Below are 24,003 nucleotides of genomic sequence, written 5' to 3' on the forward strand. Positions count from 1 at the left end.
ACCTGAGCACGATGATCCTGGATCGGAGTGCTCTTTTTGCAAGGACAGCCACAATCAGAGCGGACCCCATGAAACGCCTGCCACTCGACGACAGCTTCAAGGTCAATCGCAATCCCGTTACGCTGCGCGAAATCGTGCTGGATAAACTGCGAAGCGCCATCATGAACTTCCAGCTCCTGCCGGGTGATCGCCTGGTCGAACGCGATCTGTGCGATCGCCTGGGCGTGAGCCGCACCTCCGTACGCGAAGCCTTGCGTCACCTTGAGTCCGAAGGGCTCGTCGAATTCGCCGATGCCAAGGGCCCACGGGTCGCGATCATCACCTTGGCCGACGCCGTTGACATCTATGAACTGCGTTGCGTGCTCGAAGGCCTGATCGTCCAGTTGTTCACCCTGCGGGCCAAGGCCAAAGACATCAAGGCCCTGGAAAAAGCCCTGGAGGAAAACCGCAAGGCCCTCAAGGAAGGCGAGTTGCAACAAGTCATCGATTCGGTGCAAGGCTTCTACGACGTGCTGCTCGAAGGCTCCGGCAACCACGTCGCCGCCACCCAGTTGCGCCAGTTGCAGGCGCGCATCAGCTATCTGCGGGCGACTTCGGTGTCCCAGGAAAACCGTCGCGGCAGCAGTAACCAGGAAATGGAACGCATGGTCGAGGCGATCAAGAGCGGCGATCCCCTGGCCGCCCACCAGGCCTGCGTCGACCACGTGCGCGCCGCAGCCAAGGTCGCCCTGGAATACCTCAAGCGCAAACAGGAAGAGACCGGTGAAATCCCCGAAATCATCCCGCCCATCGCCCTCAAAGAACCTCGCATAGGCCGCTAGCCATGTTCAGCCCGAGCTTTTGTCCAAAGTGCGGCGGCAGTGACCTCGATCACCGCCTGCCAGCGGGCGATACCCATGAGCGATTGATGTGTGGCGGTTGCGGCTATATTCACTACGTCAACCCGAAGATCATTGCCGGCTGCATCATCGAGCAGGACGGCAAGTACCTGCTGTGCCAACGCGCCATCCCGCCGCGCCCCGGCACCTGGACGCTGCCGGCCGGTTTCATGGAGGGTAACGAGACCACCGAACAGGCCGCGCTGCGGGAAGTCTGGGAAGAAACCGGTGTGCGCGCCGAAATCGTCTCGCCCTACTCCATCTTCAGCGTGCCGAAGATCAGCGAGGTGTACATCATCTTCCGCGCCACCGCGCTGGAGATCACCGGGCAGTTCGGCCCGGAAACCCTTGCCTACCAGTTCTTCGCCCCGGATGAAATTCCGTGGGACAGCATCTACTACCCGGCCATCCGGCAGATCCTCGAACGTTATATCGAGGAACGCCAGGCCGGGGTCTACGGCATCTACATGGGCAACGACGACAGCGGCAAGATCCACTTCATCCGCTGATACACCTCAGGGCGCGACGCCCTCGACAATGATCACCTCGGCCCGGGCCACGCCTTCGCGGTGCTTCTTCGCCTCCTGATATTGCTCCGAGTGGTAGCAAGCTACCGCTTGCTCATAAGAATCGAATTCGATCACCACGCTGCGCTGCGGCGTGGCCCTGCCCTCCATCGCTTCACTGCGCCCGCCCCGGGCCAGCATTCGACCGCCATACAAGGCGAAAGCCGCCGGCGCGCGTTGGGTGTAATGGCTGTATTGATCGGGGTAGGTGACATCCACGTGAGCAATCCAGTACGCCTTCATAGTGACCTCTCGGTTTATTTTGTATTATGGTATACCACGTGTCCTATCCATTCTGCACCCATCTCAATATAGAGAGCCCAACATGGCCTTTAACAGCATTCAGGAAATCATCGAAGACTACCGCCTCGGCAAGATGGTGTTGCTGGTGGACGACGAGGACCGGGAAAACGAAGGGGATCTGCTGCTGGCAGCCGATTGCTGCAACGCCCAGGCCATCAGCTTCATGGCCCGTGAAGCGCGAGGGCTGATCTGCCTGACCTTGACGGACGAACACTGCCAGCGCCTGGGCCTCGAGCAGATGGTGCCGAGCAATGGCAGCGTGTTCAGCACGGCGTTCACCGTGTCCATCGAAGCCGCCACTGGCGTGACCACCGGTATTTCCGCCGCCGACCGGGCACGCACTGTCGCCGCTGCCGTAGCCGCCGACGCGGGGCCCAACGATATTGTGCAGCCAGGGCATATATTCCCGCTGCGGGCCAAGGAAGGCGGTGTGCTGACCCGGGCCGGGCACACCGAAGCCGGTTGCGACCTGGCACGCCTGGCGGGTTTCACACCTGCATCGGTGATCGTCGAGGTGATGAACGATGACGGCACCATGGCCCGCCGCCCGGACCTGGAGATTTTCGCTCGCAAGCACGGCATCAAGATCGGCACCATCGCCGACCTGATCCACTACCGCCTGAGCACCGAGCACACCGTCGTGCGCATCGGCGAACGGGAACTGCCCACGGTGCACGGCACCTTCCGCCTGTTCACCTTTGAAGACCGCATCGAAGGCGGCGTGCACATGGCGATGGTCATGGGCGACATCCGCCGGGAAGAGCCGGCATTGGTGCGCGTGCATGTGATCGACCCACTGCGGGACCTGGTCGGTGCCGAATACAACGGCCCGTCCAATTGGACGTTGTGGGCGGCATTGCAACGAGTCGCCGAAGAAGGCCGTGGCGTGGTGGTCGTACTCGCCAACCACGAATCCTCCCAAGCGCTGCTCGAACGCGTACCGCAACTGACCCAGCCACCACGACAATTCAGCCGTTCCCAATCGCGCATCTATTCTGAAGTAGGCACCGGGGCGCAGATTCTGCAGGACCTGGGCGTTGGGAAGTTGCGACACCTGGGGCCGCCGCTCAAGTACGCAGGGTTGACCGGGTATGACCTGGAGGTGGTGGAGAGTATTCCTTTCACCGGATAACCCGAAGCAACACACACTCCCCCTGTGGGTGCGCAAGAAAACCAGCCAGACGGATAACCGGTACGGCAAAGTGCTTGCAGAAAGTTTGGAATACCATAATATGATATTCCATAGACCGAGCGCTCCAACCTCCCTTGGCGCGGTCAGTTGCAAGACCGATTGACCCAAAGCTCCCGATAGGTGGGCAAACAGAAGCCCATTCAATAAACACAACAATGAGGGCGTGAAAATGGTGTTGAAGAAAAGTGCAGCCGCAGTTCTTTTTGCCGGCCTGCTGAGTGTCACCAGCCAAGCATCGATGGCCGCTGAAAGCGTCAACTTCGTCAGTTGGGGTGGCAGCACCCAGGACGCGCAGAAACAGGCCTGGGCCGACCCGTTCAGCAAGGCCAGCGGCATCACCGTGGTCCAGGACGGTCCCACCGACTACGGCAAGCTCAAGGCCATGGTCGAAAGCGGCAACGTGCAGTGGGACGTGGTCGATGTCGAAGCCGACTTTGCCTTGCGTGCCGCCGCTGAAGGCCTGCTCGAACCTCTCGATTTCTCGGTCATCCAACGCGACAAGATCGACCCGCGTTTCGTCTCCGACCACGGCGTCGGCTCCTTCTACTTCTCCTTCGTGCTCGGTTACAACGAAGGCAAGCTCGGCTCCGGCAAGCCCCAGGACTGGACCGCGCTGTTCGACACCAAGACCTACCCCGGCAAACGCGCGCTCTACAAATGGCCAAGCCCCGGCGTGCTCGAGTTGGCCCTGCTCGCTGATGGCGTGGCGCAGGACAAGCTCTACCCGCTGGACCTGGACCGCGCCTTCAAGAAACTCGACACCATCAAGAAAGACATCGTCTGGTGGGGCGGCGGCGCCCAATCCCAACAACTGCTCGCGTCCGGCGAAGCCAGCATCGGCCAGTTCTGGAACGGCCGCATCTACGCCCTGCAACAGGACGGCGCCCCGGTCGGCGTAAGCTGGAAGCAGAACCTGGTCATGGCCGATATCCTGGTCATTCCAAAGGGCTCGAAAAACAAGGCCGCCGCCATGAAGTTCCTGGCCAACGCCAGCAGCGCCAAGGGCCAGGCCGACTTTTCCAACCTGACCGCCTACGCCCCGGTCAACGTCGACAGCGTCGCACGCCTGGATTCGGTGCTCGCTCCCAACCTGCCGACCGCCTACGCCAAGGATCAGATCACGCTTGATTTTGCGTACTGGGCCAAGAACGGTCAGGACATCGCGACACGGTGGAACGAATGGCTGGTCAAATGAAAATATCGGCAACGGCACCTCGTCACACCGGGGGCGCCGCCGGTGCGACAACCGTCCAGGCCGTTAAGCCGCAAACGCCGTCGCGGCTGCAACGCTGGCGCGGGGCCGGCAACCTTTTGCCTGCCCTGCTCTTCCTTGGCTTGTTCTTCCTGGCGCCGCTGATCGGCCTGCTGCTGCGTGGCGTGCTGGAACCGGTGCCCGGGCTGGGCAACTACGAGCAACTTTTCGCCAACTCGGCCTATGCCCGGGTGTTGTTCAACACGTTCTCAGTGGCCGGCCTGGTGACGCTGTTCAGTCTGCTGTTGGGTTTCCCCTTGGCCTGGGCAATCACCCTGGTGCCCCGTGGCTGGGGCCGTTGGATGTTGAACATCGTGTTGCTGTCGATGTGGACCAGCCTGCTGGCCCGCACCTATTCCTGGCTGGTGCTGTTGCAGGCATCGGGGGTGGTGAACAAGGCACTGATGGCCCTGGGCATCATCGACCAGCCGCTGGAGATGGTGCACAACCTCACCGGCGTGGTGATCGGCATGAGCTACATCATGATCCCGTTCATCGTCCTGCCGTTGCAGGCGACCATGCAGGCCATCGACCCGATGATCCTGCAGGCCGGCTCCATCTGCGGCGCCAGTCCCTGGACCAATTTCTTCCGGGTATTCCTGCCGCTTTGCCGGCCGGGGCTGTTCTCGGGCGGGTTGATGGTCTTCGTGATGTCCCTCGGTTACTACGTGACGCCGGCACTGCTGGGCGGCGCGCAAAACATGATGCTGCCGGAATTCATCATCCAGCAGGTGCAATCGTTCCTCAATTGGGGCCTGGCCAGTGCCGGCGCGGCCTTGTTGGTGGCGATCACCCTGGTGTTGTTCTACTTCTATCTGAAGCTCCAGCCGGAATCCCCGGTGGGCGCCAGCAACGCGAGGTAAGCCGTCATGCTCCTGACACCCAATGCCATGAGCCGGCGCATGCGGTTCGGCTTGTATTTCACCACTGGCGTGATCGCGTTGTTCCTGCTGCTGCCGATCGTGTTCATCGTGCTGTTGTCGTTCGGCTCGTCCCAGTGGCTGGTGTTTCCGCCACCGGGCTGGACATTCAAATGGTACGGCCAGTTCTTTTCCAATCCTGACTGGATGAGCGCGGCCCTGACCAGCCTCAAGGTCGCGGTGTTGACCACCGTCTGCGCCGTAGCCCTGGGCTTGCCCACCGCGTTTGCCCTGGTACGCGGGCGCTTTCCGGGCCGGGAAATGCTCTATGGCCTGTTCACCCTGCCAATGATCGTGCCGCTGGTGATCATCGCTGTGGCGGTGTACGCGCTGTTCCTCAAGCTCGGCTACACCGGGACGATGTTCGCCTTCGTGGTCAGCCATGTGATCGTCGCGCTGCCCTTCACCATTATCTCCATCATCAACTCGCTCAAGCTGTTCGACCAATCCATCGAGGATGCGGCGGTGATTTGCGGTGCCTCGCGCCTGCAAGCGGTGTTCAAGGTGACGTTCCCGGCGATTCGCCCGGGCATGGTCGCCGGTGCGCTGTTCGCGTTCCTGGTGTCATGGGACGAGGTGGTGCTGAGCGTGATGATGGCCAGCCCGACCCTGCAGACGCTGCCCGTAAAGATGTGGACCACCCTGCGCCAGGACCTGACGCCTGTGATCGCCGTCGCTTCGACGCTGCTGATCGGCCTCTCGGTATTGGTGATGGTGATCGCCGCCGCCCTGCGCCGGCGCAATGAAATCAGCGCTTGAGCGCCTAGGAGAACACAATGAGTGCTGTCAAAGACCCCGCACAACAGAACAACAAGACCCTGGTCAGCCTGCGCAACTTGAACAAGCATTACGGCGACTTTGCCGCCGTGGACGATATTTCCCTGGAGATCCAGGACGGCGAGTTCTTGACCTTCCTCGGCTCCAGCGGCTCGGGCAAGAGCACCACGCTGTCGATGCTGGCCGGGTTCGAAACTCCCAGCAGCGGCGAGATCCTGGTGGACGGCAAATCCCTGGTCAACGTGCCGCCACACAAGCGCGACATCGGCATGGTGTTCCAGCGCTACTCGTTGTTCCCCCATCTGTCGGTGCGCGACAACATTGCCTTTCCCCTGGCGATTCGCAAACTGGCCAGTGCCGAGCGCGAACGGCGGGTCGACGCTATGCTCAAACTGGTGCAACTGGGAGAATTCGCCCATCGCCGCCCTTCGCAACTGTCCGGCGGCCAGCAGCAGCGCGTGGCGATTGCCCGGGCGCTGGTCTATGAGCCACGCATCCTGCTGATGGACGAGCCCCTCGGCGCCCTGGACAAGAAATTGCGGGAAGACTTGCAGGATGAACTGCGCCAGCTGCATCGGCGCCTGGGCATCACCATCGTCTACGTCACCCATGACCAGGAAGAAGCCATGCGCCTGTCCCAGCGCATCGCCATTTTCAGCCATGGCAAGATCGTCGGCCTGGGCAGCGGCTATGACCTCTACCAGAACCCGCCGAACGCCTTTGTCGCCTCGTTCCTGGGCAACTCCAACTTCCTCAAGCTCAAGGCCCAGGGCAATGCTGCGGCGACGTTCGAAGGCCAATCGCTGTCGATCCGCCTGACCGCCGGCCTGCAATCCGAGCAGGATGTGTTGCTGATGGTGCGTCCGGAAAAAGCGTTGGCCCTGAGCGTCGAACAAGCCACCCAGGACCTGCTGCCGGCCGGCTGGAACGAAGTCTCGGCCAAGGTCGTGGAAGTGCTGTTCCTCGGCGAAAGCCAGACTTGCAGTGTAGTGACGTCCGGTGGAACGGCCATGACCGTCAAGGCGCTGTCCGCCGCAGGCATGCCGCTCAAGGCTGGCGACCCGGTGCGAGTGCGCTGGGCCACCGCCGATGCATGCGTATATACCGAATGGGCCGAAAGCGACCTCAACAAGGCTGCTGGCGCTCACTAAGACAAAGGCCCACCAAGGTGGGCCCGTTTTTTCATTGTCACCCTCGGGTCACCACAGCGTCGGGCTGTGGTGACCTTTTTTTTTGCTGCCAAGGTGATGCGGATGCGATGGTTTCAACTGCAGGTCGAATAATCGCTGACGCTTGGTCAGTCCGTGTAGCTCAACCTCGCCGCTTTGCTATGTCGGGTTTGCCCGCGTGTAGCCAGGCAGTAGTACAACGGGCACGTCACCACCAAGCCCACCAGCCATGACAGATCCGCACCCTCGACCAGATTGGCGTACGGGCCGACGTACAACGAGGTGTTTGCAAACGGCAATTGCACGATGATGCCGATGAAATAGGCAATGATCGCGTGGAGATTGAAGCGCCCGTAGATCCCGCCGTCCGCGCGGAAGATCGAAGTGATGTCGTACTCGCCACGCTTGATCAGGTAGAAGTCGATCAGATTGATCGAAGCCCACGGCACCAATACCAGCAACAGCGCCAGGATCAGCCCGATGAATTCAGAAATGAAATCCGCCGACGCACCGAGGGCGACCAGGCAGCAACCGGCCAATATTACGCTCGACAACACCACGCGCACCTTGATACTCGGCGTCCACTGGCTGGCGAACGTCTGGATCGAGGTGATGATCGACAGCACCGCACCGTACAGATTCAGCGCGTTGTGGCTGATGATGTTGAGCAGGAAAAGCACCATCAGAATCGGCCCCAGCCACCCGGTAGACTGTTTCACCGCATCCATCGCTTCAGTACCTTCCGGCGTCGCCAGCACAGCCACGGCGCCAAAGCTGAACGACAGGATTGTGCCCAGCGTCGCGCCCAGGTAAGTGGCCCAAAACGGTTTGGCGATGCCGATATCCGCCGGCAGGTAACGAGAGTAGTCCGACACATAAGGCGAGAAACTGATCTGCCAGATGATCCCCAGCGACACCGTGGCCAGCCAGCCGGACAGATTGAAGGTGCCGCGCGTCAGGAAGTCCGCCGGCAAGTCATGGGCGAAGATGTAGATGAATCCGGCCAGCAACGCGCCGCCCATCACCCAGGTGCCAATGCGATTGAGCGTGTGGATGAAGTTGTAGCCGATCACCCCGATCGCGGTGGCGGCCAGTGCGCCAATCAGAATACTCAGCGGCGCCGGCACGGACGGCGCGATGCCGACGATGGATTTGCCGGCCAGCACGATGTTGGAAATGAAGAAGCCGATGTAGATGATCGCCGCGAAGAACACGATCAGCAGCGCGCCGTAACGGCCGAACTGGCCACGACTCTGGACCATCTGCGGAATGCCCATGCGCGGCCCTTGGGCCGATGCCAGCGCAATCACCACACCGCCGATCAGGTGCCCCAGCGCAATCGCCAGCAGCCCCCAGAGCAGATCGAGATGGAACACTTGGACGACCATGGCGCCGGTAACGATGGGCAGTGGCGCGATGTTGGTGCTGAACCAAAGGGTAAACAGGTCGCGGGCCCTGCCATGGCGTTCCGCGAGTGGGACGTAATCGACCGTGTGATTCTCGATTAACGGGTCTTGCCGGGACATCTGGGACATGTGCATGAACTCGAGTTTGTCTGATCTTGTATTTGTATGAAGCCAAACCAGAGGCGCTTTTCGGCGGCTCCTCAGATGCGAACCATATTATGGTATTCCAACATTTCACAAGACTGATCCGATCGTTGAAGGGCAAGCTGATCCGCTTTTATGAGGGTTCAACACACCCAACCTTGCACGATAGCCCCCGTAAACATTGGGCTTTGTCCCATATAAATGCGTTTATCGGCGGAAATAAAAAGCCCTTGCAAACGACGTATTACGGTATACCATAAGACCTACAAACCTATAAGAACCATGCTCCAGCACCCGAGGACCCTTCCAATGATCGATGCCGCCGTCTACAAACAAGTCATGGGCTCGTTCCCGTCCGGGGTAACGGTGATCACCACGCTGGATGACGACGGGCAGATCGTCGGCCTCACGGCCAGCGCGTTCAGCTCGCTGTCCATGGAGCCGGCCTTGGTGCTGTTCTGCCCCAACTACAGCTCCGACTCCTATCCGGTACTGATCAAGAACAAACGCTTTGCCATCCACGTGCTTTCCGGCAGTCAGCAAAGTGAAGCCTACGCTTTCGCCCGCAAAGGCAAGGACAAGGCGCAAGGGATCGAATGGACGTTGAGCGAACTGGGCAATCCGATCCTGGCCAACGCCACGGCTATCATTGAATGTGAGCTATGGCGCGAATATGAAGGTGGCGACCACGCGATCATGGTCGGCGCCGTGAAGAACCTGATAGTGCCGCAGCACACCGCCGGTCCGCTGGTGTACTGCCACGGCAAGATGGGCGCCCTGCCCGTCCTCGCCTGAATCGACAGTCAATAATAAAGATCCGAGGTAAGCGTCATGAAGTTTTCCCTGTTCGTGCACATGGAGCGTTGGGACGAAAGTGTCAGCCACCGCCAGTTGTTCGAAGACCTGACCGAACTGACCCTGATGGCCGAGGCTGGTGGCTTCAGCACCGTCTGGATCGGCGAACACCACGCCATGGAATACACCATCTCGCCAAGCCCGATGCCATTGCTCGCCTACCTGGCCGCCAGGACCACCACTATCCATCTTGGCGCCGGCACCATCATCGCGCCGTTCTGGCATCCGCTGCGGGTAGCGGGCGAATGCGCACTGCTGGATGTGATCAGTAACGGGCGCATGGAAGTCGGCCTGGCCCGTGGTGCCTACCAAGTGGAATTCGACCGCATGGCCGGCGGCATGCCAGCTTCCTCCGGCGGCCAAGCCCTGCGGGAAATGGTTCCGGTGGTGCGCGCCCTGTGGCAAGGCGACTACGCCCACGACGGTGATATCTGGAAATTCCCCACCTCCACCAGCGTGCCCAAGCCGATCCAAAAGCCCAACCCGCCGATGTGGATCGCCGCCCGCGACCCGGACTCGCATAATTTCGCCGTCGCCAACGGTTGCAACGTCATGGTCACGCCGTTGATGAAAGGCGACGAAGAAGTGCTGGACCTGAAGAACAAGTTCCAGGCGGCCCTGGACAACAACCCCGGCGTGTCGCGTCCGCAATTGATGGTGCTGCGCCACACCCACGTGCATGCCGTCGACGATCCCGAAGGCTGGAAGATCGGGGCCCGGGCGATTTCGAAGTTCTATCGCACCTTCGATGCCTGGTTCGGTAATAAGACGACACCGGTCAACGGCTTCCTGGAACCGAGCCCTGAAGAAAAGTTCGCCGAGCGTCCGGAGTTCCAACTGGAAAGCCTGCACAAGACCGCCATGATCGGCACCCCCGAGGAAATCATTCCGCGCATCAAGTACTATCAGGAACTGGGCGTTGATGAGTTCAGCTTCTGGTGCGATAACAGCCTGCCCCACGCGGAGAAGAAAAAATCCCTGGAGCTGTTTATCAAGCATGTAGTCCCGGCGTTTCGCTGAGTCCACCAACCTGCCCCTCGGACGCGAAGCCGGGGGCTGACTGACGTGTAGGGTCGATTTCAATGATCAATGATCTGCGCCCATCACTTGCCCTTCCCTCCGGCGCCGAGCAGGTTTACATGCGCGGCGAATGGACCGCTTCGCATCTCCATTTCAAGCGCCTGCGCGCCAGCGTTACCGCCAAGCAGAACGGTTTCTGGCAACCCGTTCACTGAGCACAACCGAACTGGAATACATGCACCCGCGTCTCGTCATCACGAGGCGCGCCCGGTGCTTTATGCTTCGCCATGATCAGGTTTGCTCAATGAACAATAAAAACGCGCTGTTGATCATCGACATGCAGCAGGAGGACGGTTTCGTCCTGGACCACTTCGACACGGTGCAAACCAACACCGCCGCCCTGCTCGAGACCGCCCGCCGCCTGCGGGTGCCTGTCATCTATACCCGCCACATCAATCAGGCCGACGGCAGTGACTTGCCGCATGGCGAACCGCTAGCGGCCGATGGCGGTCCCAGCAGTTACCGTGCCAGCACCCGCCAAGTGGAAATCATCGAACGCCTGGCGCCGCAGCCTGAAGAAATCGTTATCGACAAGAGCCGTTACAGCGCCTTCCATCGCACCGATCTGGATGCCCGCCTCAAGGCGCTCGGGGTCGATACCCTGATCATCTGCGGCGTGCAGACCGATGTATGCGTGCTCAGCACGGCATTCGATGCTTTCGCCCTGGGTTTTCATATCCAGCTGGTTAGCGATGCCTGCACGACGACCACGCCAGCGGGACACTACTCGGCGCTGTTGATCATGGCCAACTGGGTCTACGCGCTGGAAATCCTGACTTGCGCCGAATGCCTGCGAGCCCTGGAAAACCGCAAGTACCTAAGCCTGATCCCTGAGCGTCCGGACTTGTTCGCCCACCAGCCCCATGAGCTGGAAAGCACCATCGCCCGTTTGCAAACCCATCTCGTCCGGACTCAGGAGTAATCGCCATGCAAGTCGAAAAAAGAAGCATCGATTTCATCCCTGAGCAAGAACGCCATGGCCAGCCCGGCTCTCTGTTCTTCATCTGGTTTGGCGCGAACATGAACGTCACGACCATCGCGTCCGGCGTGCTGCCGGTAGCGATGGGGTTGAATCTGTTCTGGAGCGCACTGGCGATCATCGTCGGCTCACTGGTGGGGGCGATTTTCATGGCCTCCCATTCTGCCCAGGGACCGAAGCTCGGCATCCCGCAAATGATCCAGAGCCGGGCGCAGTTCGGCGTGCTGGGCGCCGTGCTGCCGCTGCTGTTCGTGATGCTCATTTACTTGGGCTTTTTCGTCAGCAACACCTTGCTCGCCGCGCAGGCATTGGAGTCCGTCAGTCCGTTGCCGGCCACAGGCAATATCTACCTGATCGGAGCATTGTGCTTTGTCGTCGCGCTCTATGGCTATCGCCTGATTCATCGCCTGCAGAAAGTACTGTCGCTTCTATCGCTGTTGGTGTTTATCGCCGCTACGGTGCTCGCCTTGCAGTTGCCGGTCCCGGCCGAACAATGGCTGCCGACGGGTTTCTCGTTGTCGAAATTTCTGGTGGCGGTGAGCATAGCCGTGACCTGGCAACTGTCCTATGCGCCTTATGTCGCCGACTACTCGCGTTACCTGCCGAGCAGTACGTCAGCCGTCAAAGTGTTCTGGTACAGCTATGCGGGTACGGTCAGCGGTGGGACCTGGATGATGATTCTCGGGGCGATTCTCAGCGTTGGCATCACGGATTTTTCCAGCAACGTCAGCAGCCATGTCGCGGGGTTGTTTGGTAGCGGTGCGCTGCTGTTATTCGCCTTCATTATCTATGGCCAGGTGTCGATCAACGTCTTCAACCTGTACGGCGCCTTCATGTCGACCATCACCGTGATCGAACCCTTCGCGCGGCTCAAGGTGACGCCTCGAGTGCGTGGTGTGTTCATGCTAGTGATCAGTCTGGTGGCAACGGCCTTGTGCACCATCAGCCAGGACGACTTCATCAACTTTTTCCTCAACTTCATTTTCTTCATGAGTTACTTCCTTATCCCCTGGACGGCGATCAACCTGGTGGATTACTACTGCTTGCGCAAAGGCCGGTACCGGATCGATGACATCTTCGACAAAGACGGGATCTACGGGCGCATCAACTGGATCGCTTGCGGCAGTTTCGTGCTGGCGATCGTTCTGGAAATCCCCTTCATGAACACAACGTTGTATGTCGGTCCGGTAGCCAATGCCCTGGATGGCGTAGACCTGGCCTGGATCGTCGGGCTGCTGGTGCCGGCCCTGAGCTATTACGGGTTGATGAAACGGGACAAGCGAACCCTGGAAGTCAGCGAATTGTCCTGATAGCCCCGACGCCGGGTGCGATACCCGGCGTTGTCCTTCGCTCGACGGCACATCGCAGATGGCCCAAGGCAATGGGCGATAACGAAACGTGCTCAACGCTCGTTAAGCATGTCAGTGCGCGATACCTACCAGCACGAATACCGATTGGTTTGCGGGACAAACCTGGCCTTATATTTTGGTGTTGAAAAACAATCAGATGAATAACAACCGCACCAAGTGCCTATCAGGTTCAAGACCCGTTGCCCCTGCCAAAAGCGAGAACACGCTCATGATAAAAATCCTAGCCGCTGTACGCAGAAAACCCGGAATGACCCATGCCGAGTTTTTAAACTATGTGGAGCACACACACGGAGCGATCGCTAAAGCCAAGCCGTTAGGCGTTAAAAGGTACGTGCAGAACCATGTCATCGACGCGGCTTTCGGGGTTGACGCCGACAATGCCTACGCACAGTCCTTCCACAAAGATTCCATTACGGAGCTGTTTTTTGAAGACGCGCCAGGTTTGATTCGCACCTTCAGCGATCCCTATACGCAGCAAACCGTAGGCCCCGATGCAAGGAACTTCGCTGACCTTTCCGAGCAGCTCGCTCAATTGATGGATGAATTGGAGACGGCTAGCACCGCTACAGCGCCTCTCCCATGGAAGGTGATGATCCTGCTGAAGAAGAATCCAGCCATGGCGCTCGATCGTTTTTTCGACGCTTGGGACGCAGCTCACGAGAGCATTACCCGGGAACAACCTGGCTTCCAGAACGCCTTACGCCGGTATGTTCGCTCCCGGTACTTACCCGAGGGTGACAAGGTGACGGCCTATTTCGGGCCGAACATCAACGTATACGAAGGTGCCTCCAGCCTGTGGTTTGAAAATGAAGCGGACTTTTCTTTCTTTAGGCAGTATCAGCGAGCGCTGTTTCAAAAACTTGCCGAGGACGGCGTCGCGCTGACATCGGCGTCTTTTTTTGCCTACGTCAAAGAGGTCGTTATTTTCGATCACTGCTCCTGAAGACCAGCAGCGCGACCCTTCCCATTCAGAAGGGTCGCGATCACTCAGATAGGCTCAGCCAACGTCGCAGTAGACTCCCGCATGATCTGCGCATGCTCTTCCTTGTCCCCACCACTTTTCTCTATCTCGCACAGCCGTGCGGAGTTCTCGACCACGAGTTGGCAACGCTCCCAGCGCCGCGTTTCGAACCGGCTCAGGGCCGTCTGTAGATTGCTATTGCCGAGCAATTCTTCGGCAAGCACGATGGCGCTCTCGATACCGATGCCAGCTCCGGAGGCCAGGTGCGGCGTGGTGGCATGCACTGTGTCGCCGATCAGCACGATACGACCCTTGTGCCAGGGCAGCGGCACCAACAGATTGGCCAGCGGACGATAGTCGATATTGGCGCCCGTCTCGTACAGTTGCGGCACCAGCGTTTGCAGGATCGGGGCTGGAAACTCACTTAGCAGGCGCGCCATTTCACCCGGCCAACTGGCCGGATCGATCCACTCGGAAAACTCGCGGTTCTCCATGAGGAACATGTACATGTGCGTTTCGGAGATCGGATTGACGCCAACCTTGGTGCGTCCCAGCCAATGACTGGGACGCACGATTTCCGGCGGACGCTTCAGCACCGCGCGCCAGACGCTCTGATGAATGGGTTTTGGCGAGGGTGCTTGCGGGAAAAAGTCCTTTCGCGTTCGCGAATGCACGCCATCAGCGGCAACGACGAGGTCATAGCGTTCAGTGGTCCCGTCGGTGAAAGACACGTCAATGCCATCGTCATGCTCGATGACGCTGTCGTAGGTGATGCCCAGGCGCACACGGGTCCCCACTTCCCGCGTCCTGTCGGCAAATATTCGAGCCAGTACCGGGCGCAGGATGCCGCCACCACAGGGAATCGGTTTATCGCTGACCGGCGGGCGAAGCGCCAATTGCACGATCAGGTCGCCCACCGGTGAAAACACATCGAAATTGGTCGACAGGTACCCTTCCCCGGCGACCCTTTCCAGAATCCCAACCGTATCAAGCGCTCGCAGCGTGGGCCCACTGAGCGTAATCCCCGCCCCCAAAGGACACCACAACGGATCGATTTCGACGAGGTCCACTTCGACGCCCTGGCGGGCGAGCTGGATAGCCGCGGTCATACCGGAGAATCCGCCTCCGATCACCAGGACCTTACTGACTGCTGCAATCATCACGCTCTCCTAATTATTCTTATTCACTCGGGCAGACATTGCATGGCGCACCGACGAGCTCTGCGGCGTCATCGCATCAACGCCGCAGAAATAGGGAAATGCCGACGTAAAATGCCGGATCAGCCACGAGACTATCGAATCGGATTCCAGCGCTGAAATCGCTTTGCACAATCCGAGGTATCGCTGGCGGCGATGGGTCTCGCAGGTAAGCCGAGGGCATTGCTCGGAGTGCCTGCCTTTGCGGCAGAACAAATACAAAAGCCGATGAACGACGGCTCACACGAACCGCCGTCCACCGGCCTTTAACGACGGTTGTTCACACGTTTTCCAAGCCATCCCAGCAGAGGTATTTAACCTCTAGGAACTCGTCGATTCCCAGGTGAGATCCCTCTCGCCCAAGACCGCTCTGCTTCACGCCACCGAAAGGTGCGACCTCATTTGAAATCAAGCCACAGTTGATGCCCACCATGCCCGACTCGATGCGCGCGGCGTTGCGCCAGATACGCGCCGCGTCACGGCTGAACAGATACGCGGCCAGGCCAAACTCGCTGTCGTTGGCCATGGCAATGGCTTGGTCATCCGTGTCGAAACGCACCAGCGGCATGACCGGGCCGAAGATCTCTTCGCGAGCGACCCTCATTCCATGGGTCACATCAGCCAACAAGGTGGGCTCGAAGAAACACCCGCCCAGCGCATGGGGTTTGCCGCCGGACAGCAGCCGGGCCCCTTGCGCCAAAGCATCATCCACCAGCGCCTGGGATTTTCGTACCGCTGCGTCATCAATCAACGGCCCGACCTGGACACCCGGCTCCAGGCCATTGCCGACCTTCAAGCGTGCCATGCGCTCGACGATGCGCTCCGCCAATGCGTCATAAACCCCTGACTGCACCAACACCCGGTTCGCGCCGATACAGGACTGTCCACCATTGCGAAACTTGGCCAACATCACCCCGTCAGCCGCAGCATCCAGATCAGCATCATCGAAGACAATGAACGGGGCGTTGCCGCCCAACTCCATGGAGCATTTCTTGACCGTCTGCGCCGCTTGCGCCAGCAGCAGCCGGCCCACTTCCGTGGACCCCGTGAAGGTGAGCTTGCGCACCAGCGGGTTGGCCGTAAGCTCACCGGCAATGTCGCGGGTGTCGTTGCCAGTGATCACACTGAAAACGCCGGCGGGCACGCCAGCGCGCTGCGCCAGTTCGGCGAGTGCCAGCGCGGTCAGCGGTGTCTGGCTGGCCGGTTTCACCACCATCGTGCAACCGGCCGCGAGGGCCGGAGCGGCCTTGCGTGTAATCATCGCAGCGGGGAAATTCCAGGGCGTGATCGCCGCGCAGACGCCGATGGGTTCGCGCAGGACCACGATGCGCTGAGTGTCCTTTACGCCCGGAATCAGATCACCGCGCACCCGTGTGGCTTCCTCGCCAAACCAGCGCACAAAAGACGCCGCGTAATCGACTTCACCCCGCGCCTCCTCCAGTGGCTTGCCCTCCTCCAGGGTAATCAGCGTGGCAATGTCCTCGCGATGCTCAACCATCAGCTCATACCAACGACGCAACACCTCGCCACGGCGTTTGGCCGTCAGGCGACGCCATGGGCTAAAGGCCTCATGCGCCGCATCGATAGCCTGCCGGACTTCAGCTTCGCGACAGCGCGGCAACTCGGCCAGCGCCGTCTGATCCACCGGGTTGCGCAACGTGTACCGACCGTACGGCGTCTCGGTCAGCCATTCTCCAGCGATATAGGCACCGTCACGCCACAGCGTAGGATCCTTAAGTAAATGCTTCACTGTGCAACCCTCCCGATCAGCACGGATGACGCCCGATCATGAAGGCGCTGTCAGGATCCGAAGTCACCGGCAACCCCGACGCGACCAACCCTTGACGCAGCGACTTCATGAAGCGATCCGGCACACGCATCGCCGGGGCACGCAGTGGGCCGCCGTTGAAGCCGGCGAGCCAGTCCTGGTATTTCCACATCGTGCGATTGAGTACCCCGGTGCCGCCGGCATAGCTTTGCGCAGCGGCGCCATTGGCACTGCGCGCCGGGTTGACCTTCCAATACAACTCCATCGCCTCTTCGAAGCGGCCCGTGCGGGCCAGTTCGAAAGCTTTCGGGTAGTAGTCGCTCATCCAGGCGGTGTTGCTGGTGCCGGAAAACTGCAACTTCATCAGGCTCATCAACGGGATTGCGTCGCCTTCGATCGGGCAACTGATCACCACCTGATCACGGAAGTGGTAGTACATCTCGCAAATGCCCGCTGGCAACGGAAATCCTTGCTCGGACTTGATGGCGGCGATATTCGGGCAATCGGCCAGGAGGCGACGGACCAACTCCAGCGACATACCCGCCGGATGCACGCGCTCGAAGCCCCAGAGCGGAATCGGGAAGAGCATGACGGCCAGGTCCGTGGCATCGCAGAACGACTTGGTGTAGTCGTAGATTTCCTGCTCGCTGGTCGGCCAGAACTGCGGCGGATAGGAGAGCAGGACGATATCTGCGCCGGCATTCTCGGCAAGCTTCACCGCCTCGATGTTCTCGGCAAGCGTGCCAAAAGCCGCGTGGAAGAACAGGAGCAGGTTTTTCCCCGACTCACGGGCCCAGGCGGTGAACTGTGCGTTCTCCTGGGGAGAGATCGCCAGTTCGCTGCACAGCAACGTGGCGCTGTAGCCCAGGCCGACCGTCTGTTCAATGTCGTGGCGAATGCCACGTTCGTTGAGTAGCTTCAGATCGGCACTGAAACTTGGGATAGTGACCGCCGAGCAGCCCACCAGGTTTTCCCGCGCCCAGGCACGGGCATCTGCTTTCTTGTATGTGGCCATGATGATTTTCCTTCGAACAGTGGAGGGGTTATTTCGAGACAGGGACAATGCTGGCAGGCAGCTCGATGCCGAGGCCTTGTTGCCTGGCGCGCTCATATAGCGCTTGTGCGATGACGACGTCCTGCAGCGCCGAGCCCACCGATTTGTAGAGGACGATGTCGCTTGCGTTCTGGCGCGGGTTGACACGACCCGCCACCAGGTCCGACAGCGCGACCAATTTGTCGGCGACATAAACACCGGCGCTGATCGCAGCAATGGCGTCGCCGGTATCGTGAAGTACCTCTTGCGGCATATCCGCGACGATGCAGACGGCTCGCTCCATCGTGACCGGGTCAACCTCACGTTGCTCAGGCAAGGTGGAACCCAACGACACAACCGTGGCCCCAGGGCAAAGCCAGGCGCCTTGCAGGACCGGAGATTCGTCACGACTGCGGGCGGCACAAATCACCACGTCGCAGTCCTGCACAGCTTCTTGCGCGCTGTTCACCGCCTGGATGTCCAGCCCCGGCCTGAAGCTCTCGGCAAACCGCTCGCGGCTCGCGGGCGTTGGGCTGAACACCCGGACTTGGGCCACATCGCGCACGGACTTGAGGCAGTCCAACGCGCCACGGGCCTCAAACCCCGAGCCAATCACCCCCACCCGCAGCGCGCGCTTGGGCGCCAGCAAATCGACTGCCAGCGCAGCGGTTGCCGCGGTGCGCAAACCCGTCACCCGATTGCCATCGATCAGGGCACTGAGCGCCATGGTTTGCTGGTTGAACAATGCGATCAGGTAGCTGGCGCAGCGCGCCCGCATGGAAGCCGCGATCAACTTGCAGCCCATATGGCCGCCAGTTGGAGGTACAGCGGTCAAACTGCGCAGCCAGATACCGTCGCCCCGGGCCATGGAGCGAGGCGGCACCATGGCATCCGATGCAGGGTGCGCGTACGCCTCGGCGAGCGCGGCAACGGCGGTGCTCCAGTCGGCGAGCGAGGCCACATCGGCGTCGCTGAGAAAAAGCGTCGGGGCAATGACTTGGGACTTTTGGGCGTGATGCATAGCGCTAACCTCGCAATCGGGGATCAGTCGTTGATTGACTGACACCCTACGAGGCGCGCCCCCCGTCGAATACTGCTGGGGATGCAAAGCAGCTATCGCTTAAATCGATGGCATGGACAGATTGCAGATCAGCCGTCGCACTTCACGGGAAGCACGGGTCAAAGGGCGACGGGGCGACTCGACCAGCACGACAAAGCGCTCCAACACGGGCTCGATAATGCGCGATGAAATCAGTCGTTGATCCAGCGAGCCGGGCAGCACAGAGGCAATCGCAAAGCCTCCGCCTGCCGCGACGACTTCGTACTGGAGCTGGACCGAGTCGGCTTCCACGGCCACGCACAGCTCCACGCCTTGCTCGGCAGCCAAATGATCGAGCCTGGCCCTCAGCAGATGCGGCCGCCCAGGCACGACCAATGGCAGCCCCGATAGATTTTCCAGCGCAATGTCTCGATTTTCGAACAGAGGATCGGCGGCGGGTCCTACCAGATGCAGCGGTAGCCTGGCCAACAGATGGGCTTGGCCGATGCTTGCCTCGCTCTCGCGCAGCACCAGCGCCATATCCAGACGACCATCGTGCAACTGCTCTTCAAGTTGAGCGCTCGCGCCCTCGATCAGGTGCAATCTCACCCCGGGCATCTGCGCGCGCACCGCAGAAAAGAGCGTCCCCGCAAACCGGCGCACCGCGGAAGGCAACATGCCCACCACCACCTCCCCCACCGGTTTTCCACGCAGGTTGCGAATGTCGTCGGCAAGGCTTTCAGCGTTCGCCAGAAGATCCGATATACAGGGCAGCAACTGCTCGCCAAATTCAGTCAGCACCACCCCGCGCCCGGTGCGATGGAACAGGCGTTCGCCACATTGCGATTCGAGCAGGGCAATATTGCGACTCACCATGGACTGCGGCATGTCCAGCAGCACGGCTGCTTTGCTGAGACTGCCAGCCGCCACGACACGGACGAACAAGGTCCAGCGAGGATCGATGATGGTGAGCGCCGTGGCAGGCGGCTGCGTGGCCGTGTCCGGCACCGGGTAGCTCTGGTTATCCGTCATGTCATCAACTCTAGGCGGGCCTGGTCCAGGTACTCGCGACTGTCCTGAAGGTGCAGGCGCATCGCGGCACGCGCACACTCAGCGTCCTGATTGAAGATCGCCTGGTAAATCTGTTCGTGCTCGCTTTGCATGCGCTGTTCGTAGTGCTGCGGCTCATCGTGAAACAGCCGCGCGGAATCCAGTCGGCTGCGGGGGATGATGACCTCCCCCAGGTTGAGCAGCGTGTCGGGGATGTAGTGATTGCCGGTCGCCTGGGCAATGCTCAAATGGAACTGGAAATCCAGTGCGGCCCGATCATTGACGCTGACTGCAGGCAGGCCGAGCTGATCGAGCAGCACCCGCAACCCCGCCAACTGATCCGGGCTACATCGCTGGGCGGCGAGCCCGGCGGCTTCCACCTCAAGACCGATCCGAAACTCCATGATCGCCAGCGAGTCAGTGATGATGCCGAGGGTAGCCGGGTCGATGAAGGCCCCCAGCGACAGGGTGCTACCGCGCACAAACGTGCCGATGCCGTGGCGTGTCTCAACCATACCAGCGGCCTGTAGACGCGACATGGCCTCACGCACCACGGTTCTACTGATACCATGCTCGAGCATGAGGGCCGACTCGGTGGGCAACTGCTCACCGCCACGCAGCCGGCCCTCAAGAATGCGCTCTGACAGCAGCGTCTCAAGCCCCTGGGAGAGGCTAGCGCGCTTTTTCCCACCGGCCGCTGGCACGTTCATTCCTCGAAAATCGCTACGGCGCGGACGAAACCGGCCGAGGCGTGCCTGATCTTGTAGGGGAAACACGACACCTGGAAACCATGGGCCGGCAGACATTCCAGGTTGGCCAGTTTTTCCATCTGGCCGTAGCCGATGTCGCGTCCGGCCTTGTGCCCTTCCCAGATGATCGAGGCGTCGCCCGTGGCGGCGAAGCGTTCGCGGGTGTACTTGAACGGCGCGTCCCAGCTCCAGGCATCGGTGCCGACCACGCGCACGCCGCGTTCCAGCAAGTACAACGTGGCCTCACGGCCGATGCCGACCCCGGCGTCCAGATACCCTGGCTGGCCGAACAGCGCGCCGGCACGGGTGTTGACCAGGACAATGTCCAGCGGCCGTAGAACATGGCCAATACGCTCCAGCTCGGCTTGCACTTGTGCGGCGTTGACCACATGGCCATCCGGTAAATGACGAAAGTCCAGCTTCACGCCCGGTTGCAGGCACCAATCCAGCGGCAGCTCATCGATGCCGAAAGCCGGCTTGCCGCCGTCCGTCGTCGAGGCGTAATGCCAAGGGGCGTCCATGTGCGTACCGCTGTGCGTGGTGATCTGCAGGCGCTCAGCCGCCCAGGACTCATCGCCAGGCAGTTGCGCCTTGGACAGGCCAGGAAACATCGCGGCCATTTCCGGCCAGCCTTGCTGATGGTCCATGTAGTCGATTTTCGGCAGCAATGGCGGCGGATCGGTGTAGGGATTGTTGTCCAGGGTGACGGACAGGTCCACGAGGCGGCGTTTAGTTGATTGCATTTTCGCTCACTCCAAGCCCCACCCGCCCACGCACACGGCGCGCCGGGGCAGCAGCTTTCAAACTGTTTCGTATCAAGGCGGCAGCCGAGCCGTCATGGCGAAAGCCAAGGGCACGGGCCTGAGGGGTTTTCATTGCTGGGAAGCTGCCGAACAACGCTTGCAGTCCAGCGTCCGGTGCGAAACTGATCAGCGCGCGACGTTCCTGGCCGAAAGCGGCGGCCAGGGCATCGATGACCTGGGCAATGGACAGGTGCAACAACGGCAGTTGCCAGACGCGTGATTCGCCGAGCTCGGCGGTCGGCAGTTCGGCGGCTCGCAACAGGTTATCGACGCAGCACCGCACCGACATCCACCACGCCTGTGCCTGCGGCGACACCGGGCAGCAATACGGCTCGCCTTCGGCAAAGGCATGCAGCAGATCGCTCATGAACGCCGAGCGCAGCCCATTGGGTTCACGTGGACGGGCGACAATGCCGGGCAGGCGCACGGCACGACCGTCCACCTCGCCCCGTCGGGCAAGGTCGTTGAGTGCCATTTCCACCATCGTCTTGTGCGTACCGTAGCTCAACTGCGGGCGCGGCGCCGCACGCTCATCCATGCGGGCCGGCAGATCGCCGCCGTATACCGCCACGCTGCTGGCGTACACCAGTACCGGCCGACCAGGCTGTTCGCGCAGTTGGTCGAGCAATTCCAGGCTTGCCAGCAGGTTGACCTGATAACCCAGTGAATAATGCTGCTCGGCTGCGCCACCCGGAATGCTGACCAAGTGAAAGACCACATCGATGCCATCAGCCAGCGCTCGGCGCAATAAAGCGGCGTCGGTCACACTGCCGCAATGCCGGCGCATGCGCTTGTCCTCAGCAAACCCCACCAACTCTTTATCCAACAGGATCAACGCGCTGATCGACCGGCCTTGTAACTCGTTGGTTTCGAGCAATCGTTTCACCAGCGCCCGGCCAACAAAACCATTGGCCCCGGTAATCATCACGCGCATGGGAAGCCTCCGCGCACGATGCACTGGTCTATCGCCCCGAACACCGACTGACCTTGCAGATCGAGGACCTCCATGCGCACGCGGTCGCCAAAGCGCATGAAGGACGTCCGTGGCGCGCCGTGCTCGATCATCTCGACGGCACGACGTTCGGCAATGCAGGCAGCGCCCACAGTGGGGTCAGCATTGGAAACCGTGCCGGAACCGATCACGCAGCCGGCCCTGAGGCGCCGGGTCAGTGCTGCATGGGCGATCAACTGATGAAAGCCGAAATGCATGGCACCGCCCTGGGCATGACCGAACCACTGGCCGTTCCATTCAACCTTCAACGGCAAGTGCACACGCCCGTCGCGCCAGGCCTCACCCAACTCGTCGGGGGTGATTGCCACCGGGGCAAAACTTGACGAGGATTTGGCCTGGATAAACCCGAAGCCCGTCTTCATCTCTCGGGGGGCAAGTGCGCGCAAGCTGACGTCGTTGACTTGCACGATGAGCCGGATATGGCCGGCGGCCTCTTGCGCCGAGCAACCCATGGGAACCTCATCGACCACCACGGCGAATTCACCTTCGAAGTCGATGCCATGGGTTTCACTGGGCAGCACGATATCGTCGTGAGCCCCCAGAAAGTCATCGCCACAGCCCTGATACATCAGCGGCGTGTGTTCAACACCTTCGATCGGATCCAGCCCAAAAGCCTTCTGCATCCGCTCGCCATGACTGAGAAAAGACGAGGCGTCCAGCCACTGCCAGGCACGTGGCAAGGGTGCGGCGGCTTGTTGCGGATCAAAGGCAAAGGCCCCGGCCAGCGAGCCTTCGTTCAGGGCGTCATAGCGAGCGCGCAAAGCGGCTTCAACGCTCGGCCAATGCTCGATGGCCTCCTGCAGTGTCCCGGCGATGTCACTGGCCTCCACCGCCCAGGCCAGGTCGCGCGACACCACCAGTAGGCGACCGTCACGGCTGTGATCTTTCAGGGTGCTGAGCTTCATGCCAGTTCTCCTTGCAGCTCGGGGGCGAAGCGACCATCGAGCAGCACAAACAGCATGCGCGCCATCTGCTCGGTGCGATTGCTCCAGGCGTGGTTGGTGCCGCGCTGCACGACGATGTCACCGCGCTTGAGATGCACTTCCTCGCCATCGAGCACCAGCCACACCTCGCCCTCCGTGACAACGCCGTAATCAAGCGTTTCGGTGCGGTGCATCAGCTTGTGTTTGGAACCCGCCTGTCCCGTGCCAGCATGGGCCTGACCAATTTCGGCGAATGCCGCCGCAGCATCCTCGGCGCTGACCTGGTTCTGCACGCTGTCGGGCGGAATATCCACCACCCGGATCACACTGCCCAATGGTGCGGGGCTCAGTTGAAGCGGCTTGTTGGTGGGGTCGTTGCCGTTATCCAGCATGGCCGGGCTCGCGCCGCTGTTCCAAATCTCATGGAAGACCGTGCCGGGCACGGCCTTGAGCGGAAAGCTGTTGGGCGTTGGTCCGCTGAGCGCGACCACCGCCAAGCCTTGGGCATCGTGCCCGGTGACCACGCGTTTGAAACCAGGAAGCTGTTGCATGTTCGAGTCCTCAATCAGTTGGCGAAA

25 protein-coding genes are annotated in these 24,003 nt (G+C 60.7%); 13 read left to right on the top strand and 12 right to left on the bottom strand.

The genetic code is table 11. The features are described 5' to 3' along the window. Window positions 1-68: 68 nt before the first annotated feature. Together JZ00_RS12820 and JZ00_RS12825 are read left to right on the top strand one after the other, a co-directional pair. Window positions 69-821, top strand: coding sequence for a GntR family transcriptional regulator (locus tag JZ00_RS12820; protein ID WP_039589596.1), 753 nt, complete (start codon window positions 69-71; stop codon window positions 819-821). 2 nt (window positions 822-823) lie between these two features. Next, window positions 824-1,387 (top strand): NUDIX hydrolase, encoded by a 564-nt coding sequence (locus JZ00_RS12825; protein WP_039589594.1) that lies wholly within the window; start codon window positions 824-826, stop codon window positions 1,385-1,387. A 6-nt stretch (window positions 1,388-1,393) separates the two neighbouring features. Here JZ00_RS12825 and JZ00_RS12830 read toward each other — a convergent pair whose 3' ends face one another. Next, entirely contained in the window at window positions 1,394-1,687 is a 294-nt protein-coding gene (locus JZ00_RS12830; RefSeq protein ID WP_039589592.1) for a DUF1330 domain-containing protein, read from the bottom strand. Between the two features lie 82 nt (window positions 1,688-1,769). Here JZ00_RS12830 and ribBA point away from each other — a divergent pair, with 82 nt between their 5' ends. The 5 genes from ribBA to JZ00_RS12855 all read left to right on the top strand — a co-directional run bounded on the left by ribBA (window position 1,770) and on the right by JZ00_RS12855 (window position 7,039). Then, window positions 1,770-2,879, top strand: coding sequence for a bifunctional 3,4-dihydroxy-2-butanone-4-phosphate synthase/GTP cyclohydrolase II (gene ribBA, locus JZ00_RS12835; RefSeq protein WP_039589590.1), 1,110 nt, complete (start codon window positions 1,770-1,772; stop codon window positions 2,877-2,879). Window positions 2,880-3,108: 229 nt separating this feature from the next. Next, complete coding sequence (locus JZ00_RS12840; protein ID WP_039589588.1) at window positions 3,109-4,134, top strand: ABC transporter substrate-binding protein; 1,026 nt, start codon at window positions 3,109-3,111, stop codon at window positions 4,132-4,134. Continuing rightward, window positions 4,119-5,054: an ABC transporter permease gene (locus JZ00_RS12845; protein WP_152668428.1), complete on the top strand. Its 936-nt coding sequence runs from the start codon at window positions 4,119-4,121 to the stop codon at window positions 5,052-5,054. Before JZ00_RS12840 ends, JZ00_RS12845 begins: the two co-directional genes overlap by 16 nt. Window positions 5,055-5,060: 6 nt before the next feature. After that, on the top strand, window positions 5,061-5,870 hold the full coding sequence (locus JZ00_RS12850; protein WP_030142570.1) for an ABC transporter permease: 810 nt from the start codon (window positions 5,061-5,063) through the stop codon (window positions 5,868-5,870). Between the two features lie 17 nt (window positions 5,871-5,887). Then, window positions 5,888-7,039, top strand: coding sequence for an ABC transporter ATP-binding protein (locus tag JZ00_RS12855; protein ID WP_039589583.1), 1,152 nt, complete (start codon window positions 5,888-5,890; stop codon window positions 7,037-7,039). A gap of 146 nt (window positions 7,040-7,185) precedes the next feature. Here the strand turns inward: JZ00_RS12855 and JZ00_RS12860 are convergent, their stop codons facing one another. After that, window positions 7,186-8,592 carry a purine-cytosine permease family protein gene (locus JZ00_RS12860; protein WP_039589582.1) on the bottom strand — a complete coding sequence of 469 codons (1,407 nt, stop codon included), beginning with the start codon at window positions 8,590-8,592 and terminating at the stop codon, window positions 7,186-7,188. A gap of 324 nt (window positions 8,593-8,916) precedes the next feature. Here JZ00_RS12860 and JZ00_RS12865 point away from each other — a divergent pair, with 324 nt between their 5' ends. From JZ00_RS12865 to JZ00_RS12885, 6 genes are all read left to right on the top strand, one after another. Further along, a complete protein-coding gene (locus JZ00_RS12865) occupies window positions 8,917-9,402 on the top strand; it encodes a flavin reductase family protein (protein WP_039589581.1) in 486 nt (161 codons plus the stop codon). A gap of 36 nt (window positions 9,403-9,438) precedes the next feature. Beyond that, a complete protein-coding gene (locus JZ00_RS12870) occupies window positions 9,439-10,482 on the top strand; it encodes an LLM class flavin-dependent oxidoreductase (protein ID WP_039589580.1) in 1,044 nt (347 codons plus the stop codon). A gap of 62 nt (window positions 10,483-10,544) precedes the next feature. Beyond that, window positions 10,545-10,697 (top strand): hypothetical protein, encoded by a 153-nt coding sequence (locus tag JZ00_RS31240; RefSeq protein WP_198724814.1) that lies wholly within the window; start codon window positions 10,545-10,547, stop codon window positions 10,695-10,697. A gap of 89 nt (window positions 10,698-10,786) precedes the next feature. Beyond that, window positions 10,787-11,464 carry a cysteine hydrolase family protein gene (locus JZ00_RS12875; protein ID WP_039589579.1) on the top strand — a complete coding sequence of 226 codons (678 nt, stop codon included), beginning with the start codon at window positions 10,787-10,789 and terminating at the stop codon, window positions 11,462-11,464. A gap of 5 nt (window positions 11,465-11,469) precedes the next feature. Next, complete coding sequence (locus JZ00_RS12880; protein WP_039589578.1) at window positions 11,470-12,831, top strand: purine-cytosine permease family protein; 1,362 nt, start codon at window positions 11,470-11,472, stop codon at window positions 12,829-12,831. A gap of 307 nt (window positions 12,832-13,138) precedes the next feature. Then, a complete protein-coding gene (locus JZ00_RS12885; protein WP_232916644.1) occupies window positions 13,139-13,834 on the top strand; it encodes an EthD domain-containing protein in 696 nt (231 codons plus the stop codon). A 44-nt stretch (window positions 13,835-13,878) separates the two neighbouring features. Here JZ00_RS12885 and JZ00_RS12890 read toward each other — a convergent pair whose 3' ends face one another. From JZ00_RS12890 to JZ00_RS12935, 10 genes are all read right to left on the bottom strand, one after another. Beyond that, a complete protein-coding gene (locus JZ00_RS12890) occupies window positions 13,879-15,012 on the bottom strand; it encodes an FAD-dependent oxidoreductase (protein WP_082112080.1) in 1,134 nt (377 codons plus the stop codon). A gap of 316 nt (window positions 15,013-15,328) precedes the next feature. Continuing rightward, the gene (locus JZ00_RS12895) at window positions 15,329-16,798 is read right to left on the bottom strand and encodes an NAD-dependent succinate-semialdehyde dehydrogenase (protein WP_039589576.1); all 1,470 of its coding nucleotides are present in this window, start codon (window positions 16,796-16,798) and stop codon (window positions 15,329-15,331) included. A gap of 16 nt (window positions 16,799-16,814) precedes the next feature. After that, window positions 16,815-17,831 carry a dihydrodipicolinate synthase family protein gene (locus JZ00_RS12900; protein WP_039589575.1) on the bottom strand — a complete coding sequence of 339 codons (1,017 nt, stop codon included), beginning with the start codon at window positions 17,829-17,831 and terminating at the stop codon, window positions 16,815-16,817. Window positions 17,832-17,859: 28 nt separating this feature from the next. Beyond that, window positions 17,860-18,870: an ornithine cyclodeaminase family protein gene (locus JZ00_RS12905; protein ID WP_039589574.1), complete on the bottom strand. Its 1,011-nt coding sequence runs from the start codon at window positions 18,868-18,870 to the stop codon at window positions 17,860-17,862. A 99-nt stretch (window positions 18,871-18,969) separates the two neighbouring features. Further along, window positions 18,970-19,920, bottom strand: a complete 951-nt coding sequence (locus tag JZ00_RS12910) for a LysR family transcriptional regulator (RefSeq protein ID WP_082112081.1) — start codon at window positions 19,918-19,920, stop codon at window positions 18,970-18,972. After that, window positions 19,917-20,648, bottom strand: a complete 732-nt coding sequence (locus JZ00_RS12915) for a FadR/GntR family transcriptional regulator (RefSeq protein WP_039589573.1) — start codon at window positions 20,646-20,648, stop codon at window positions 19,917-19,919. The genes JZ00_RS12910 and JZ00_RS12915 overlap by 4 nt, the downstream gene beginning before the upstream one ends. Next, a complete protein-coding gene (locus tag JZ00_RS12920; RefSeq protein WP_039589572.1) occupies window positions 20,645-21,430 on the bottom strand; it encodes a cyclase family protein in 786 nt (261 codons plus the stop codon). The genes JZ00_RS12915 and JZ00_RS12920 overlap by 4 nt, the downstream gene beginning before the upstream one ends. Next, complete coding sequence (locus JZ00_RS12925; RefSeq protein ID WP_039589571.1) at window positions 21,417-22,424, bottom strand: NAD-dependent epimerase/dehydratase family protein; 1,008 nt, start codon at window positions 22,422-22,424, stop codon at window positions 21,417-21,419. The genes JZ00_RS12920 and JZ00_RS12925 overlap by 14 nt, the downstream gene beginning before the upstream one ends. Beyond that, a complete protein-coding gene (locus JZ00_RS12930; RefSeq protein ID WP_039589568.1) occupies window positions 22,415-23,407 on the bottom strand; it encodes a fumarylacetoacetate hydrolase family protein in 993 nt (330 codons plus the stop codon). The genes JZ00_RS12925 and JZ00_RS12930 overlap by 10 nt, the downstream gene beginning before the upstream one ends. Next, window positions 23,404-23,976, bottom strand: a complete 573-nt coding sequence (locus JZ00_RS12935; RefSeq protein ID WP_039590040.1) for a cupin domain-containing protein — start codon at window positions 23,974-23,976, stop codon at window positions 23,404-23,406. Before JZ00_RS12935 ends, JZ00_RS12930 begins: the two co-directional genes overlap by 4 nt. Between the last annotated feature and the right edge of the window lie 27 nt (window positions 23,977-24,003).

It is taken from the genome of Pseudomonas frederiksbergensis (assembly GCF_000802155.2).
In the GTDB taxonomy this organism is placed as follows: Bacteria; Pseudomonadota; Gammaproteobacteria; order Pseudomonadales; family Pseudomonadaceae; genus Aquipseudomonas; species Aquipseudomonas frederiksbergensis_A.

Excerpts from the sequence above, each read along its gene's own strand:
- JZ00_RS12850 (WP_030142570.1), top strand. The coding sequence starts at position 5,061 with ATGCTCCTGACACCCAATGCCATGAGCCGGCGCATGCGGTTCGGCTTG.
- JZ00_RS12925 (WP_039589571.1), bottom strand. The coding sequence starts at position 22,424 with ATGCGCGTGATGATTACCGGGGCCAATGGTTTTGTTGGCCGGGCGCTG.
- JZ00_RS12905 (WP_039589574.1), bottom strand. The coding sequence starts at position 18,870 with ATGCATCACGCCCAAAAGTCCCAAGTCATTGCCCCGACGCTTTTTCTC.
- JZ00_RS12885 (WP_232916644.1), top strand. The coding sequence starts at position 13,139 with ATGACCCATGCCGAGTTTTTAAACTATGTGGAGCACACACACGGAGCG.
- JZ00_RS12820 (WP_039589596.1), top strand. The coding sequence starts at position 69 with ATGAAACGCCTGCCACTCGACGACAGCTTCAAGGTCAATCGCAATCCC.
- JZ00_RS12825 (WP_039589594.1), top strand. The coding sequence starts at position 824 with ATGTTCAGCCCGAGCTTTTGTCCAAAGTGCGGCGGCAGTGACCTCGAT.
- JZ00_RS12875 (WP_039589579.1), top strand. The coding sequence starts at position 10,787 with ATGAACAATAAAAACGCGCTGTTGATCATCGACATGCAGCAGGAGGAC.
- JZ00_RS12910 (WP_082112081.1), bottom strand. The coding sequence starts at position 19,920 with ATGACGGATAACCAGAGCTACCCGGTGCCGGACACGGCCACGCAGCCG.
- JZ00_RS12890 (WP_082112080.1), bottom strand. The coding sequence starts at position 15,012 with ATGATTGCAGCAGTCAGTAAGGTCCTGGTGATCGGAGGCGGATTCTCC.
- JZ00_RS12870 (WP_039589580.1), top strand. The coding sequence starts at position 9,439 with ATGAAGTTTTCCCTGTTCGTGCACATGGAGCGTTGGGACGAAAGTGTC.
- JZ00_RS12880 (WP_039589578.1), top strand. The coding sequence starts at position 11,470 with ATGCAAGTCGAAAAAAGAAGCATCGATTTCATCCCTGAGCAAGAACGC.
- JZ00_RS12920 (WP_039589572.1), bottom strand. The coding sequence starts at position 21,430 with ATGCAATCAACTAAACGCCGCCTCGTGGACCTGTCCGTCACCCTGGAC.
- ribBA (WP_039589590.1), top strand. The coding sequence starts at position 1,770 with ATGGCCTTTAACAGCATTCAGGAAATCATCGAAGACTACCGCCTCGGC.
- JZ00_RS12900 (WP_039589575.1), bottom strand. The coding sequence starts at position 17,831 with ATGGCCACATACAAGAAAGCAGATGCCCGTGCCTGGGCGCGGGAAAAC.
- JZ00_RS12930 (WP_039589568.1), bottom strand. The coding sequence starts at position 23,407 with ATGAAGCTCAGCACCCTGAAAGATCACAGCCGTGACGGTCGCCTACTG.
- JZ00_RS12840 (WP_039589588.1), top strand. The coding sequence starts at position 3,109 with ATGGTGTTGAAGAAAAGTGCAGCCGCAGTTCTTTTTGCCGGCCTGCTG.
- JZ00_RS12830 (WP_039589592.1), bottom strand. The coding sequence starts at position 1,687 with ATGAAGGCGTACTGGATTGCTCACGTGGATGTCACCTACCCCGATCAA.
- JZ00_RS12855 (WP_039589583.1), top strand. The coding sequence starts at position 5,888 with ATGAGTGCTGTCAAAGACCCCGCACAACAGAACAACAAGACCCTGGTC.
- JZ00_RS12860 (WP_039589582.1), bottom strand. The coding sequence starts at position 8,592 with ATGTCCCAGATGTCCCGGCAAGACCCGTTAATCGAGAATCACACGGTC.
- JZ00_RS12935 (WP_039590040.1), bottom strand. The coding sequence starts at position 23,976 with ATGCAACAGCTTCCTGGTTTCAAACGCGTGGTCACCGGGCACGATGCC.
- JZ00_RS12915 (WP_039589573.1), bottom strand. The coding sequence starts at position 20,648 with ATGAACGTGCCAGCGGCCGGTGGGAAAAAGCGCGCTAGCCTCTCCCAG.
- JZ00_RS12845 (WP_152668428.1), top strand. The coding sequence starts at position 4,119 with ATGGCTGGTCAAATGAAAATATCGGCAACGGCACCTCGTCACACCGGG.
- JZ00_RS12865 (WP_039589581.1), top strand. The coding sequence starts at position 8,917 with ATGATCGATGCCGCCGTCTACAAACAAGTCATGGGCTCGTTCCCGTCC.
- JZ00_RS31240 (WP_198724814.1), top strand. The coding sequence starts at position 10,545 with ATGATCAATGATCTGCGCCCATCACTTGCCCTTCCCTCCGGCGCCGAG.